This is a genomic window from Mucilaginibacter sp. P2_A5, assembly GCF_056404995.1.
This window is the reverse complement of the sequence record NZ_JBFUCY010000029.1, coordinates 1-16,974: the sequence shown is the minus strand read 5'-3', so window position 1 is coordinate 16,974 and position 16,974 is coordinate 1. Positions and strand designations below refer to the sequence as shown.

General features: G+C 46.5%; 4 protein-coding genes. All 4 read left to right on the top strand.

Annotated elements, in window-relative coordinates; genetic code table 11:
* Positions 1 to 9: 9 nt before the first annotated feature.
* Genes AC1DXF_RS22255 through AC1DXF_RS22240 form a run of 4 tightly spaced genes read left to right on the top strand, consistent with a single transcriptional unit; the run spans position 10 to position 16,700 of the window.
* The gene (locus AC1DXF_RS22255) at positions 10 to 6,720 is read left to right on the top strand and encodes a hypothetical protein (RefSeq protein ID WP_477450905.1); all 6,711 of its coding nucleotides are present in this window, start codon (positions 10 to 12) and stop codon (positions 6,718 to 6,720) included.
* The gene (locus tag AC1DXF_RS22250; RefSeq protein WP_477450904.1) at positions 6,717 to 7,508 is read left to right on the top strand and encodes a hypothetical protein; all 792 of its coding nucleotides are present in this window, start codon (positions 6,717 to 6,719) and stop codon (positions 7,506 to 7,508) included. Before AC1DXF_RS22255 ends, AC1DXF_RS22250 begins: the two co-directional genes overlap by 4 nt.
* Before the next feature lie 6 nt (positions 7,509 to 7,514).
* Positions 7,515 to 16,154, top strand: a complete 8,640-nt coding sequence (locus tag AC1DXF_RS22245; protein ID WP_477450903.1) for an RHS repeat domain-containing protein — start codon at positions 7,515 to 7,517, stop codon at positions 16,152 to 16,154.
* Positions 16,155 to 16,178: 24 nt separating this feature from the next.
* Positions 16,179 to 16,700 (top strand): hypothetical protein, encoded by a 522-nt coding sequence (locus AC1DXF_RS22240; protein ID WP_477450902.1) that lies wholly within the window; start codon positions 16,179 to 16,181, stop codon positions 16,698 to 16,700.
* Positions 16,701 to 16,974: the final 274 nt, after the last annotated feature.

Below are 16,974 nucleotides of genomic sequence, written 5' to 3'. Positions count from 1 at the left end.
AGTTCACGCATGAAGTACAGGTTCTCCAAACGTAAAAAAATCGCTTTGTTTCTACTCCTGATCTGGACGGCGCAGGTTGTTTGCCCGCCGGTGGTGCAAGCCCTTACTTCCGGTCCGGTACAGCCTGAAGTGCAGGGCTTCAGCCCTGCGGGCGTTTCGGATATGGTTGATTTGAAAACAGGTGATATGAAATATAATATCCCGTTACTGGATATTGATGGCTACCCGATCAACCTTAATTATCAGTCGGGTATGGGTATGGAAGATGAGGCCAGTTGGGTTGGTTTTGGATGGAATCTGAACATGGGAAGCATCAACAGGCAGGTCAGAGGACTTCCTGATGATATGAAAGGCGACCCAGTTATTACAGAACACTATACCAAACCGAAGGTTACGGTAAGTGCCAAAGGGCGGGTTAAAAGCGAGATAGGCGGCTCTTATGTTGGCCTGGACGGTACGTTATCTGTTGGCATGTTCAGTGATAATTATACGGGTATTGGTGCTGAACTTGGCGTAAACGCGGGTATTTCTGTTTCAATAGGTAATGACGGGCCACTTACTGCGGGCCTGGGTGCTGGTATTCTGTCCAGTACGGCAACCGGCGTCGACGTGACACCTTATGCTAACCTCGGGGTTAAAACCAGCTCTGATCATAATATCACTACAAATGCCGGACTTTCAGCCAGCCTCGGTTATAATTCCCGTTCCGGTTTGAAATCCAAATCACTTGGCGCGTCTTTCGGTATGACATTAAAACAGATTAACCAAATAGACGATTTTACTAGCTCATTTTCTTCGAATGTGGCAGGGTCATCCATTTCGTATAACACGGAGCCTATTTTGCCAAAAATCTCTTTCCCCTATAAGTCCACTTACGGATCATTTAGTTTGGATGTTGGCGCCTCGGCTTATGTTTTTTTTAGCGGAATCGGGGGAACCGGTTCTTTGGCTATACGGGAAGTCGCCAGTCCATCAAACACCAACGGAGCCTATGGGTTTCTATATGCCGATCAGGGTAAGGCTCGCCCCGATGCTGTTATGGATTTTATCAGGGAAAAGGAGAATCCCATTATCCCGGAATTGCCTAACCTGGCTTTGCCGGTGAGTACGCCCGATCTTTTTACATTTACCAGCCAGGCCGGGAGCGGCGAGTTCAGGCTTTACCGTGAGGGTACCGGCGCTTATTTTGACAACGAAGTTTCGGATAAAAATACCAATACCACCCTGGGATTTGATTATGGTTATGGCCTGTATTTTCATGGAGGTGTAACCGAATATCACCAGAAGACAACCAACACGACCCGCAAATGGACCGCTAATAACCAATATATCGCCAAAGGGGATTTCCAGGCTGTCTCTGCTACACACCCGGAGTATCAACATGTCGGATTTCGTGTGGTAGGTGAAAAAACGCTGGAAGACCCAACCCCCGCCTATAAACAGAACGGCGCGGACCCGCTTGCGGTGGAAATTGGCAGCACCAATGCGCTTAATAAATTTTCCGCCCAAACCACTACTTTGGGGGCCCCGATCGAAAAACAAAAGCGACAGCTGCAGCATACGTCGATATCATACCTTACAGCTTTGGAAGCAAGCCAAAAGGGATTGGACAAGAAAATTATTTCATACTTGCCCAATATCTATAACGCCGCGGTACCTTTTCAGCCGCCAGCAAACCACAAACCGGTTGTTGACCCGGCAGGAGGCACAATACAAAGAAATTCAGGTTTGAGGCTAGCCCATCATTTGTCAGAAATGACGGTTACCGATGGCCAGGGGAAAAGGATGGTATACGGCCTCCCCGTCTACAATAATTTTGAGCAGGACTACAGTTTTGCTATTGGTTCGGGATACACCCGTGCCGGTGGTAATTTAGACCAGGTTTCAATGGATCCGCTGACTACGACAAAAGCTTCGCTGGGAAAAAATAAGGGTATAGATAATTATTACCACCTGGATTCGCACCCGGCCTACGCGTCAAGCTTTTTGCTGACGGCCATTCTTTCACCGGATTATGTGGATATGACCCAGGACGGGATCACGGCCGATGACCTGGGAACGGCGCTTAAATTTAATTATTCAAAAGCTACCGATCATTACCAATGGAGGACTCCTTACACCAATGCCACTATAAACCGTTGCCTGCTGGCAGATAAGGACGACGATAAGGCGAGTATAGTGTATGGAGATAAAGAATTGTGGTACGCCAATTCCGTAGAATCGAAGACAAAGATAGCGTACTTTATTACTGAAGACCGGTTTGATGGCCTCGGGGTCAATGGTTTTGCCGGGGGACAGAATAAAACAGTGCGCCAAAAAAGGTTGAAAGAAATCAGGTTATACTCCAGGGCGGATATGTCAAAGCCGATTAAGGTCGTAGTATTTGATTATGATTACTCTACCTGTCCGCAATTGCCCAATTCAGATGCGCCGGCAACACAAGGAAAGCTTACGCTTAAATCGGTTCATTTTGAATACGGCGGTGTAACCAAAGGAAAATATTTCCCCTATAAGTTTACCTACAACAGCACTTATGCGAATATCACAACGGGTACACCATTGCCGGTTAATTATATTTCGGGCAGCGCCGACCGGTGGGGCATGCACCGTGAAGCCGGCGATCTTGCACCCATTGGCACAACAAACGAAGAATTTCCTTATACCATCCAAAACTATTTCAGGGATCCCGCCAAAGTGCTCGTAAGTGCCAATTCAGCGGCAGGCCTTTTCCAACTCTCCAGCATCGCTTTGCCAACCGGGGGTACTATTAATGTAACTTATGAGTCCGATGACTATGCCTACGTGCAGGATAAACAGGCCATGATCATGGCGCCGGTTGCCGGCCTTGTCAATGGCACAGGACCCAATGCCAAGCCAGGCCTCGTAGATGCCGATGGCTTTACCATGAACCTCGCGAATGAAACGGGGGGGGCCGGCGATGCCACAGAATACTTCAAAAATAAATACCTGAATGGTTCGCCCTACATCTACACCAAATTCTCGGTCAAAATAGCCAATAATAACAGCGCTCAAAGTACCGATATTAACCAACAATACGATTTTGTGCCCAGTTACAGCAAAATTCAGTCGGTCACGATCTCTACCGATGGGGTAGCTACTATAAAGCTGGAGAAACATGACGAAAGCGGGGTTAAAGCCAACCCCATCATCTTTTCGGCCTGGCAACGTATAAAAGAGGAGTATCCAAGATATGCATATTCCGGTTTTGACAGGCGGGTTGGCGGCGGCCTTCTCCAAAATGCCGAAAGCGCGGTGATGGCTATGGTGTCTACTTTTGCGAACCTCAGCGAATTGAAAGAAAACTTTTATCAGAAAGCCAGCCGAAAATATTACAGCAACATCATCAGGCCGAACATGAACTTTGCAAGGATTGTGAAGCCCGATGGTTTTAAACTGGGTGGCGGTTCAAGGGTCAATAAAATAATGATTACCGATGCCTGGAATGCGATGGGAGGGTCCACTGATGCCCAGACACGTTCCTATGGGCAGGGATATACCTACACAATGCAGGAGGGTACCGTTACGAAAAGCAGCGGTGTAGCAAGCTATGAGCCTTCGGTTGGTAACGACGAAAATCCATTAAAGCAGCCGGTTTTTTATACACAGCAAATAAGAGCCGGGATTGATAATGTATTTAACCTCGACGAGCCTTTCGGAGAGTCATTTTTCCCGGCACCGCAGGTAGTTTACAGCAAGGTAACAGTGACAGATCTTGATCCATCCGGCAACCCGTATCCGTTAGCCATCCCGGGGCCGACTGGTTACCAGGTAAGTGAGTTTTATACTGCGAAAGATTATCCCGTTTTCGTCTCGGTGTCACCGATGCAGAAGTTTCAGTATAAACCACCTTCCAAAAGTAGCGTGATTGAGTCCAGCGCGATCGACGAGCTGACGCTCTCGCAGGGATATGCCATAGAATTGAACGATATGCATGGGAAACCTAAAGCCACGCATAATTACAATCAGGCCGGGGTGGAGATTGCATCCGAAACGAGCTATTATTATGGGACGTCAACCAAAACCGTGCCGATGAAGCTAAAAAATGAAGTTACAATAGTCAAAAAAGACGGATCTGTAGAACAGAATAAAGTGATTGGCAGGGATATCGAATTTTTTACCGATTTCAGGGAACAGGAATCGACCAACGACGGCCAAACTTATAATGTTGGTGTTGATGTGGTTCCTGCGTTTAATATCCCATTGCCTATCCCACATTTTCCGGTTAATAATAATTCGGAGTATAAACTGTTCCGCTCGGCCTGCGCTGTAAAGGTTACCCAAACTTTTGGAATTATCGACAGCGTTGTCAAAGTGGTGAACGGCTCACATATCCGTACGGAAAACCTGGCCTTTGACGGTGCAACCGGGCAGCCTGTGGTAACACGGACACAAAACGAATTTAACCAGGATATCTATTCGCTTAGTATTCCGGCTTATTGGGCCTACAAGGGCATGGGGCCTGCTTGTCAAAATGCAGGTATGATGATCTCCGGTGTAACTACCGCAGCCTTTGGCGTACTAGCTTCTAATATGTCGTCCTACCTGCAAAAAGGTGACGAAGTGCTCGATCTTGCCACTGGAAAGCCCTATTGGGTGGTTCAGCAGGATATTGCGGATTTTTTGCCGCCGCCGGTATTGGTAGCACACTATTATGTGAACGTTCTCATGGACCAATATGGGGAATTCTTAGCTAACGCTAATATCAATGTAAAAGTAGTCCGTTCCGGTTTTCGTAATATGTTAGAGGCTGATGTGAGCAACATGGTCATGTTGCAAAACCCCATTATATCTTCAGGTGGGGGCTTCCGCCTTGCCATAGATAGTAATACTCCGGATCTTACCTCCTATAAGGTGATTAATGCCTCTGCCAAAACATACGATGAAAACTGGTCGACAATGCCGCCTGATATCCATCCTGTGCCCAATAATACGCCTTATGATCTAAACGTGTATTTTGGGACGCAGAACTCCCCCAACGGGAACCAAAACGTTTATATCGATCAGCAGGCCTATACAACTGGTCCTATTAGCCTGTTCTATGGCCACCGGGAGTCGATGAATATGATCGGCGGAAGCACGAGTCAGCCCCTGTACACCCCGAACGATAATAACATAATGGGCATATTCGCGCCCTACTATATCGATACTGAAGGAGATTATTACATTGGGTATGACTCGGAACCAAAATTATATTTCAGTTTGGATAGCAATTGCGATTTTAACAGCTGGTATGTCCAGGGCTCGTACAGCACAGCAACTCAGCGTAACTGGAATATGAAAAAGGAGCACCTGCTGCAAGGCTGGCATAATATGCGTATCGAATTGACCTATAGCGACGCCAACCATGACAACCGGCCAAATGGGGCAGCTATCGAGATTTATAAGAACACGGCATCTGAGCTGTATATCGCAGGCATGAATAACGGGCAGGGCCTGAACGTCGTATTCAGTACCAAAAACCTGATTCAAAACCCGTCGGTTGTTGTGTATACCAAGCAGGCGATTGCTACGGCCCCTTATACCCAATACTTTTATAATTACCAGTATAATGATTTGCAGCACACGGTGTATTCGCCGTGTACCATAGCGCCAACCGCGATAAACCCATACCTTTTTGGTTTTGTGGGAAATTGGCGGCCTTATCAGAGCCTCGTGTTTCAGCAACAAAGAAATTATGCCAGTATTCTTACCCAAAACTCTTCCGTTGTTAATGTGAAATCGGCAGGTTTTATTAATAATATTTATTCCTATTGGACACCTTCTGGACAAAATGACTGGGTTATTACCAATTCAATAGCCTCGTGGATTGTGGCCAATACGGTTACTTTATACGACAAATACGGACAGGAGTCAGAAAATAAAGATGCACTCAAACGCTTCAGCGCAGCGAAATTTGATTTCAACGGAGAGTTTCCCGGTGCAGTGGCCAGCAATGCTAAAAACAGGGATATTTATGCCAATAGCTTTGAAGACACGCAGTTTTTGCCGGGCACTATCATTTACGCCGACCAAAAACCCAATGAGTTCGCGCTTTCTTCTAATCTCCGTTATATTAATACTATCGTTCAAAATAATTTTTCGCACACGGGTAATTCGGGTATTGCCGTTACCGCTGACTCCATCGGCATTAAGACGAATACTTTTAGTGTTGAACAAAAAACACAGGACTATCTTGACATGGATTTAACCCGGCATTTTGTAAAATCAACCAGGATAGGTTTATATCCCAACGGTTTTGAGCCAACAAACGGTAAAGATTACCTGGTTGATGTTTGGGTGAAAGATTCTGAACCAACGAAGAAAACTGCCAACCTGAGCCTTTACTTGAATGGCACCCTGCAGGCAGCAATGGTATGTAAAGCGGTGGTGGAAGACTGGAAATTGCTGGAAGGGAAATTCAGCCTTAAAGGTTTTATTAACCCAAACCCGGTTAACATTACATTTTATCCGTTAACAACCAGCACCATTTATCTTGACGATTTGCGCATCCACCCGATGGATTCGCATATGAAAACCTACAGTTATGATGCGACAACGCTACGCCTGATGGCAGAACTGGATGAAAACGCCTTCGCCACATTGTATGAATATGATAGCGAAGGCTTATTGACCAGGGTGAAAAAGGAAACAGAACGCGGTATCATGACTATCAAAGAAAGCCGTTCATCACAGAAAAAAGGAATCCCATTTGTACAATGAAAAAGTTGAAAATATCCTATAAGATAATTCTGACGGGTACAGCGCTAATGCTGGTTGCGGGGTTTGCCGCAGCATGGCGGGTAAAGCAGCAAACAACAAAGCAGCCGTTAAAAATTGCTGCTATTAAACCCGCCATAGCAGTTAATTATGACCATGCCTTGCTGGATACATTCCGCAAAGTATCGGCCTTGATGGACCTGCAGCACTTGCCAAGTACCTACAGCGGCACATTAAATATAACAGACAAAGGAGACAGCACCCGCAGCGTTTCGCTGGTGCCGTTCCTGTTTAGCTGTAGGGGTAATGATTGTTACTACCGTTACGGGAATACAGAAACATTGAACGCCGGTGGCTATTACCTGTACATTGACCGCGACCGTAAGAAAGTACTGGTTGGGGCGCAAAAGTCAGTGGCGGTTTTGGGTTTTGGCGGTATCGCCGAACTAAAAATGGATATGGTAAATGAACACTACCAGCTTAGCCATTCGGTTACCGGGAAGTTTAAGACCATCCGTTTTGTAAATGAACGGCACGTTGCCTGCCGCGAGTATGCGTTAAGTTACGATACGGCCGAGATGAAGATTAAAAGGATTTATGTCAGGCTTACCGATCCTAACGCGTTAACAGATAGGAAAAGAGGACAAATCATCGATATTCATTTTACTGAATGGTTTACAGGCGCCGATATCGGGCACTTTTTAAACGTCAAAGATGTTATCGAGGTGGCCGGGGACAATATCACCCTGCAAAAAAAATACAGCTCATACCAAGTCATCAGCATTCATTGATTAACTATGATCAAACCTATCACTAAAGCATTTTTTATTCTGCACCTGGCCCTGCTTATTTTTGCGGCTCCAAAAGCATTTGCATCTATTGAAGATAGCCATGATCATGCATTTGGCCCGTTCAACACCACACTTCATTTAAATGATCAGCAGTTTGGAACGGCAGGTTTTACAGGCATAACCTACCGCTCAGTTAAAGGGGCTGTATCTTTACGTATCCATGATGATGTGGCGCTTACAGCGGCGTTCTCCTATTATGTAACCCTCAGCATTAAATGCTATACCGATCCTTTAAACCCAAATACGGTAACCAAAACGCTTACCCCGCAATTAATTGTAAGGTATGACCCCGCTGCCGGCACTCCATACCAGGCTGTTGCTACATACAACATGCCAACCGATCAGAATATTTACAAGGCCGATATTTCGGTTACCGCCCAGGGGCCGGTTTTGGGGGAGAGTGCCCCTGCAAGCGCCGGTATAATTGAACTGTCGGGGACGCTGACTTTTGATAAGATTTACCCGTTTAACCCAACTGCTGATATCCCTCTTGCGGTGGTGGGTACATTTAACAATACTTCGACTAACACGGCTTCGACAATGTTGCAATTGTCCTGGGACTTTGTGCAGGGTGCAGAAGAATATGACCTGGAATGGACCACTGTTGACGCCGGTGATCCCAACGAGTCCATTGCGCTGGCGCTTGTTAATAACAACAACGCCGGGCTGGTATTGCAAGCCTATAAATTGTTTAAGAATAATGCCACAAGGATTACCATCCAAAACCAGCACCAGTACAATATTTCGCTGAGTTTTAACGACGATTACCTGGTAGCCCGGGTAAGGCAGGTACAATATAGTGTTGATGGCGTAAGGTTGTTAGGCGACTGGAGCTATCATATGGCCTCGGGAAACGCCGCCTGGAAAATAGACCAGCTTTGGCACTCTGATAAATTGAACTGGCAATATTCGGCCTCTTATGCCGAGGAAGGCAAGAAGAAAGAAGTAGTCAGTTATTTTGACGGCACCCTGCGTAACAGACAGACGGTTACCCTTAATAACTCGGATAATGTACCTGTAGTGCAGGAGAACGTTTATGATAACTTCGGCCGTCCGATGGGCAGTATCCTGCCTGCCCCGGTGAAAGACATAACCGTTCCCTACCTGCATTATTTCCCGGCTTTAAATGTGAATAGCCAGAGTAAGCCCTATAGCTATACAGATATTATCGGCTCGGGCAGTTTATCCTGTGAGGTGATACCGGGCATCTTAAAAAATACTATTGGTACAAGTAAATATTACTCTTCCAATAATAACGATTTTATCAACTCTTTGGATCTTAACGAGAAAAACAAATATATACCCGATGCCCAGGGATATCCTATTGCCGTAACCCAGTACACGGCCGATAACACCGGCCGCATTAGCTTGCAGGGTGGGGTAGGGAAGGCTTTTCAGCCCGGCCTTACTACGGGCTATCCAAGCCATACCACCAAATATTTTTACAGCAAACCCGATCAGTGGGAACTTGACCAGTTGTTTGGCAACGATGTAGGCTATGCCGAGCATTATTCAAAAAATACGGTCATCGATCCTAATAACCAGATCAGTATAACATATCAGAATGCATCGGGCAAAACCATTGCCACGGCGTTGGCAGGTTCGCCGCCGCCGGGGATGGATTCGCTGGTATCTAAAGTACCCATAAGGTACCGCACCAGCCGGATCCTGGACCCTAAGGATTTTGTTTTCGACAATGCCTCGCTTAAACTTAGCGCATCGACAACTTATGCCGTAACCGCAACCGGGCCCGATACCCTCACCGTTAATGCCGAGCAGCTGATTTATAACTTTACGCAGGGCCCGGTAACCGTATGCAGCAATTGTCTGTATGATCTTAACCTGAAGGTGGTTAATGCCTGTAACCCAACGGTGCCGGTTTACACCTCGACCCTTGTTGTGGGTAAAATCGACACTTCCTGTACGGCCAATAGCGGTTTTAACAGGATTATCCCACTGAATTTTGATATTGTAGGCGAGTATTATGTGAGCGCCGAACTCGTATTGTCAAAAACGGCCATGGAAAATTACCTGGGAAAGTATATTACCAAGGGACAGGCGGGTGGCGTGATTTTTAAGGACTGGCATTTTGTATGGCCTTACCTTAACAAAATTGATTTTCTTGGTCTTTTTTCGGATTGTACCGTGCTTGCCAAACTATTGGGCAGCTATCCCGATTTTAAGGCGATGTTTGATAACAAGCTTACCAGCCTGGGCATCAACCTTGCCTCGCTTAGTACAACCGAAGCTGCTGATTACAATACCTGGCTTTCAGCAAAATATGCCCTGTTATGGGGCCTTGGCCAGGCCTGTATCCCGGCGCCCTGCGACGGCGTAAAAAGCGTCATGCTGCGTGATGTATCTCCCGGAGGCCAATATGCCTTATTTGACCAGGCAGGTGCAGCCCTGGAAGCCAGCACCAATGTGGTGAGCCAGAATTGGCGAACCGTGTTCCCTGTAAAACCGGCAACAGACGCTGCTTACCTGGCCCATACCTTCACTAAGGCTGATGGATCCGTTTCATCGGCCAATGACGCAGTTACCCAATTAACAGATATTGTTACCTATTGGAACCGCGACTGGGCCGATGGCTTTTTGGCTTATCACCCCGAATATTGCAAATACATTTTTTGTACCACCAAAAGCACAAAGGGCTGGGATGATATTGTAAAAGGTTATGCCATTAAACTGGCCGCCGATGTCAAGAATCTGCCGGGCGCCAGTACAAGTACCACCTATGATTATAACAATGCTTCCTGGCTGTTAGCTATCGATCCGTTTTTTACCGGCAGCGGTGCTGGCGTAGGTTCTTACTCCGCCATGCAGGCAGACCTGAACAATTACAGCAATGCCGTATTAGGTTATACCCAAAGCACCAAAAGCCTTACCCAGTTTGTCGACTTTACGTTATACTGCAACCAAAATTGCACAGGAACTCAAACAGCATCCAATAATTGCTGGGATAACTGTTCGGCAGTAAGCTGCCGTATCCCGTACCGCGATTTTGAAACCTATAAAAACTTTTACTTTCAGCTGAAGGAAAAATACTACGACATTGTACGCAGCCAAACTACCTGTCCGGGTGTTTGCCCTATAGGGCAGCTTTATACCCCTGCCCCGGCTGCCACATGTGCCGGCACAGACGATTTCTCAATTTCGTTAACAACCGATTCAGCCGGGCTTGCTTCCACCCATTGTGATAGTACCAAACAATCGGTAACTGTTAAATATAACCGGGGCACGGTAAGCACGGCTACTTATGTTTACCTGTTTACATCGCCGGAGTATGCTTCATCGGTACCCACAAGTTTAAACTTTCCGATAAATACCACCGAACAATCGTTTTGTATTCCTAAAAATGTTCCTTTAAGTGCGATACAAATAAAGGCTGTAAATTGTACAGGTACCGCGCCACCGGCCTATGTTCCGTCTGGTCAGGTTACCGTTCCTGACGGAGATTATGTGCAGCATCCGGTAAGTGTAGCAACGCCGTTTACACCGGTTGCCAGTAGCGATATATCTGGTTTGAGCACCCCTGTTTATACAGGTAATAGCGGTAGTTCGTTTATCGGCAATAATGTAGAATTTTTTGTAATGTCGCAGTTGCCGTTTTGCCCCAACAGAACAAATTATGTTTACCAGTATAAAGAATATTCTGATGGTACCCACGTATTTTATTATATTTATTTAGATCCAGTGAAACGTAAAGGGACGGCCTTTATCCCCTACAAAGCCGGTCAAACCCTAAGTATCACGGGCGCGTCTTTCGCATGTCCTGAAGGATGGACGCCGCCACCAACCTGCACGGAAGCCTACCTTTACAAGACGTCCCGCTTTGATTTTGTAACAAAAACCAACCCATATTCTTCCGATGTCAATGTTTCCTATTCGCAAAGCGACGCACAGCTTAACAAACTTATAAAAGGTAATTGCGATGCGCAGGCCGACAGGTGGATGATGATGCTGGATACGGGTATTAATACGGCAGGCAAGCAGGCAAGCAAAGACGCCTTGCGGACTGCATTAGTAAAGTTTTGCGCAGATAATGGCGATAGGGGACATATTTATGGCGCGAGTACAACAGTTAAGGCTAATACTGACGCTACCACAAATCCCGATTATCCCAATACCGACTTTGCCGGCGTTATCAAAAATACTCTCGGCATCAGCACATTAACCCCACAGCTTAATCCCTGGCTTTTTGATGGTCCAGGCCCGTTTAATGTGAAGCCACAGGTTGCCGCCAAGGTTATTTCCCGCAGTGAGCCATCTATTGTTGTGATGTTGGGCACGCTTCTTAACGAACAATCAAGTGCTAATTATCCAGGAACATTGTACGACTACATGGTGCATAAATATGGGGCAGTTTCCATGGCTGACTTTCCGCCTGGCGACCTTGATACGCTTGAAATGGCTACGCAATCATGCGGGTTCCTGCTTAAAAAAGATATTACGCTACCGGTATTTTTACAACAGGGCTTTTACGGGGCTATTACCGGCACGCAGTTTGATGCGGCGTTAACTACGTTGCAAGCATCAGTACCGGGCATTCAAACAAGCGACAAATACAACCTGGTTTTGGGCAATTATATGAACCAGCTTTGGGGCTTTTCATTAGGCTACTCTGCCTGGGCCGATTTCAGGGATAGCCATACTTCATCATCTATTCTTACCAATTCGCCCGCCTTTGGCAAGGTAACGCCCGACAAATTTGCAGATTTAAAAAATCACATCACTGTGGCCGTGTCAAACGGCGAGCAGGAGTACAGCGCCTATATGGTAGCGGTGAAAAATACCTTCCGCAGCAACTATATCAGTACCTGCGCTGCGGCAAAAACTACGGTAGATAATTCGGCGCCATCGCAATACTATCATTTTACATTGTATTATTACGACCAGGCCGATAACCTGATCCGTACGGTACCGCCCGAAGGGGTTACCCTGCTCACCGCTGCGCAGATTAGCCAGGTACAGAAGGCGCGGGGCAATGATGATGCTGGTTATACTTATACCGGCCCAATAGCCAATGCAGATCAAACCCAGGCACTCAATTCATTATCAACCACACTGTTTGCGGCGCAGGGGGCTATAGAAATGTGGCTGTACAACAGTAATGGCAGCACCAATTACCACATAGTTGAGGTAACGCCCGATAGAAAGTGGCTGTTTCAGTTTGGTATTTGGGGAGGCAAGGCCAATATTGATATTTATCCGCTAACGCAAAACACGGCATCAAGCATCGCTTTCAACCCCAACTCGCGGCATTACCGGGCCGATATCAGCTCGCGGTTGCCGCTTAACCCGTTTACACATGTGGTAATCCAGGGGCCGTTGCTGGGTAGCGGTACCACCAAGCCGCAGTTGTATATCAATGGCACAGCAGTAACTGTAACCACCGGCGCCAGCCCCGCGGCCGACGAAGGTTTTGAGGTAAAGGCGACCGCCAGCAGCGTAATCTTCCCGGATATTATTACAACGCTTAAGCACCTGCGGCTGTACTACCACCAGCTATCGGCAGCAACTATTGCGGCCAATGCGGCCAATACGCATTTTGTAATGGCAGATACCCCCGAAGGCGGCTGGTACCGTTTTAACGTGCCCGGTGCCGGCAGCCTCACCACGGCAGGCCCGGGAACTACCAATGAAACCACTTTATTTGGTAGTTACCCTGCCCATACGCTGCCTACCAGCTATGTATACAATACCACCAACCAGGTGGTGCAGCAAAACTCGCCCGATGGCGGTACCAACCGGTACTGGTACGATATGCTGAGCAGGCTGGTGATATCGCAAAATGATAAACAGCTGGCCAATATTGATTACAGCTATACCAAATATGATGCATTGGGGCGCATAACAGAAGTTGGCCAGAAGGATACAACGGCGGCTATCCAGGGCGCCCCCGGTTACCTGGATGACAATGCCATCAGCGACTTTAATAACCGCGGCACCAACAAGCAGATCACCAATACTTATTACGATGCTATCCCCACTAACGCTATCAGCGGCTTGCAAACCAACCTGCCACAAAATAACCTGCGCAAAAGGGTAGTGGCCAGCACCTACCGGGATGTGCAGGCGGGCGCCGTACAACAGGCCACATATTACAATTATGACCTGGATGGCAACGTTAGCACTCTGTGGCAGCAGATAAACGGTTTCAACACTGTTCCCAAACGGATTGATTATGAGTACGATTTGATAAGCGGCAAAGTTAATTTTGTGCGCTACCAGGACGGGCAGATTGATAAATTTTACTATAAATACAAATACGACGCCCAAAACCGCCTTACCGAAGCCTGGACAGGCACCATGGCGATAGGCACCCCGCTTGAAGGAAGCGACCTGCTGCGGGAGAACCAGCGAATGGATGCCACCTACTATTATTACCTGCATGGCCCACTGGCCCGCATGGAGCTGGGCAATCAGTATGGCAAGGTACAGGGGCTTGATTATGCCTACACACTGCAGGGCTGGTTAAAAGGTGTAAACAGCCAAAGCACGGCATCGGCCAATGATATAGGGGGCGATGGTATTGTAGCAGCCGGCAACCCGCGCCAGGGTATAGCTAAGGATGCTTATGCCTATTCTTTAGGCTATTACCATGGCGCGCTGGATACCCTGGATTATGCCGCCATTAAAAGCGCCACCGCGCCCGCTATGGCCATGACGTATAACCATACCGCGCACGAATACAGCGGCCAAAACCTGTTTAACGGCAACATCAGTACCAGTACCCTATCTATCGGGCAGTTTAACGGCGGGGCGCCGGTTGGCTACGGCTACCATTACGACCAGCTGAACCGCCTGAAAACCTATATCCAGCATCCTGGCATCAGCGGTGCCGGCTGGGATGGCACATCAAGAAGCGAGAACTATAAAGAGATTGCCACTTATGACGGTAACGGCAATATTTTAACTTACCGCAGGAACGGTACGCTCGCCACAACACCGGCAACCGCGCAAACTATAGATGAGCTGCGTTACAATTACAACCGCGATGCCAATACCGGAAAATTAACCAACAACAGGCTAAACTATATTTACGATACCGTTGCCACCAGCAATTACACCGGCGACCTGATAAGCCAAAGCAGCGGCAACTACACTTACGACCAAATTGGCAACCTGCTTAAGGACAACCAGGTAGGTATTACCAATATCGACTGGAACGTATACGGAAAAATGACCACCATTTACAAAGCCAGCGGTAATATTGTTTTCACGTATGATGCTGCGGGACACCGGGTAAGTAAAAGAACAGGTGCGGGCCCAACTACCTATTACGTGCGCGATGAGCAGGGCAATGCGCTGGCTACTTACAGCTATGACGGTTCTACTACAACCTGGAAGGAGCAGGATATATACGGCAGTAGCCGTCTGGGTATGTGGACACCAAATTTGAACGTAGGGACAGGCAATACATCCGCTCCTGATGATGAATTTAATAAGGTTGGTAAAAAGTATTACGAGCTTAACAACCACCTTGACAATGTGTTGGCTACCATTAGTGACAGGCGGGTGTGGGCGGCAGGCAATCTCACCGCAGATGTAATAACGGCGCAGGATTATTATCCGTTTGGGATGTTGCAGCCGGGGAGGCAATATACGACAGCCCCAGGTAGTTATCGTTATGGGTTTAATGGGAAGGAGAATGATAATGACATCGGTAAGGGAACGGGCGGTGAGCAGGATTATGGGATGCGGATATATGATCCGAGGGTGGGGAGGTTTTTAAGTGTAGATCCTCTTGCCTCAAAGTATCCATATTTGACTCCTTATCAATTTGCTGGCAATACACCTATGCAGGCAGTTGATTTAGATGGACTAGAGCCTGCATATACCGATATATCAGGAAGAAGGGTTGGGGCCAGAGACGGAGGACTTAGCGGCGGGGCCGCTGTGCCCAAAGTTACACCGAAATTAGCCCTGACAGATGCTCAACAATTAAATGCAATGATGCAAAAAAGGGCGGCAGACCCAATGGTGGGCTATATGACTAATCAATATGGCTTATCATACCCCGTAACAAAATCAGAAGCCGTCGCCCTTGAACAGCAGCATAGAAATTACCTTGGAGAAGTTACGAGCGGAAGTGTTACGGCTTCAATAGGTTATGCCGTGGGAGGAGAAAAATATATGAATTTCGGGTTAGTCCTTGGTGGTATAACTATGGCTCGCTACGGAAACGGCGTGCCTAACGTTACTCCAGATATCCAAATGACGAAGATAGAGCCACCTAGTCTTGAAGTGTCGGCATGGCGTCCTGAACCACCTGCAATACACATGCCGGTACCAGGAAGCGCTGAAGTGCTCAACGATTTTTTCAATTTAAATAAAGCAAAAACAATTCCTGCCGTAAAGAATGAAAATGGAAAAGTAATCACTGGTAAAATTGACATTTATAGAGACAATTATATAATGATCCCCGTAGGAGTGAGCATTGAGATTTTGGAAACCTATAGGGATCAAGCGATTAAAAAAAGATCCGAATATTCGCCTGAAAAATCTGCCTATAAAATCCAAACCAACAGAATACAGCTTGTTGAAAAGGCATTATTAGGATTAAAAAATAAGAGCAATTAATATTAATCGAATTAGATTTGTAAAATGGCAGCAAACGAGAAGGACTTTAATGATAATTTAAATAAGGCTATTTCATGGACAAATAAACTTTCGAAGGATTTTGATTACGAAAACGGATTTTACGGTACAGTTTTTCGTCAAACTAATCCAATAATAAATGGACATCTTCTTTATGAAATGGATTTGGATTATGCTACCTGGAATATAAGTCCATATAAATTTTCTCATTATAAGGAAGCGTTAGATCAAGTTTTAGTTCTAAGAGAAGAGACTCAATTTTCATACTATGAGGACTTATCAAAATTAGGTAGAATTTTAAGTTTTGAAATAGGCTTCACAACCCATGATGGAGGCATGATAGTTGAAAGTCAATGTTTTTTCGATGAAAGTGATGTGCCCCCAATTGATACATGGTTTTACCTGGAAAGCAAATCTAACAAGAACGGTATAGGTTTACTATATTGTTGGATACCTAAACCTTTTGAACACATAGTGGAACACACCATGAAATTTGATTTTTTTGAATGTTGCCGATGGGTGAAGTAATCCCCCAGCTACCGCAAGGTCTTTCCGCTGCCGCAAGGTACTGTCATTAAAAACAAGTGTTTTGAATAATATTTTTCTTTTAAATTTGTAATGCGAAAGAAGGCATACGGCGAGCAATCGACGGATGACTATCTTGTGTAGCCTGGCTTTTAGCCGGGCTACTTCTTTAGCCCTTCGGGCTAAGCGAAAGAAGGCACCGGCTCTCTTTCTCCAGATGTATTTTTTATTGCTTCCGGCCCTTTTGGCATAAATGTTTCATTCTTTTTCCATAGTG

Coding starts and splice junctions, on each gene's coding strand:
- AC1DXF_RS22255 (WP_477450905.1), top strand. CDS start 10: ATGAAGTACAGGTTCTCCAAACGTAAAAAAATCGCTTTGTTTCTACTC.
- AC1DXF_RS22250 (WP_477450904.1), top strand. CDS start 6,717: ATGAAAAAGTTGAAAATATCCTATAAGATAATTCTGACGGGTACAGCG.
- AC1DXF_RS22245 (WP_477450903.1), top strand. CDS start 7,515: ATGATCAAACCTATCACTAAAGCATTTTTTATTCTGCACCTGGCCCTG.
- AC1DXF_RS22240 (WP_477450902.1), top strand. CDS start 16,179: ATGGCAGCAAACGAGAAGGACTTTAATGATAATTTAAATAAGGCTATT.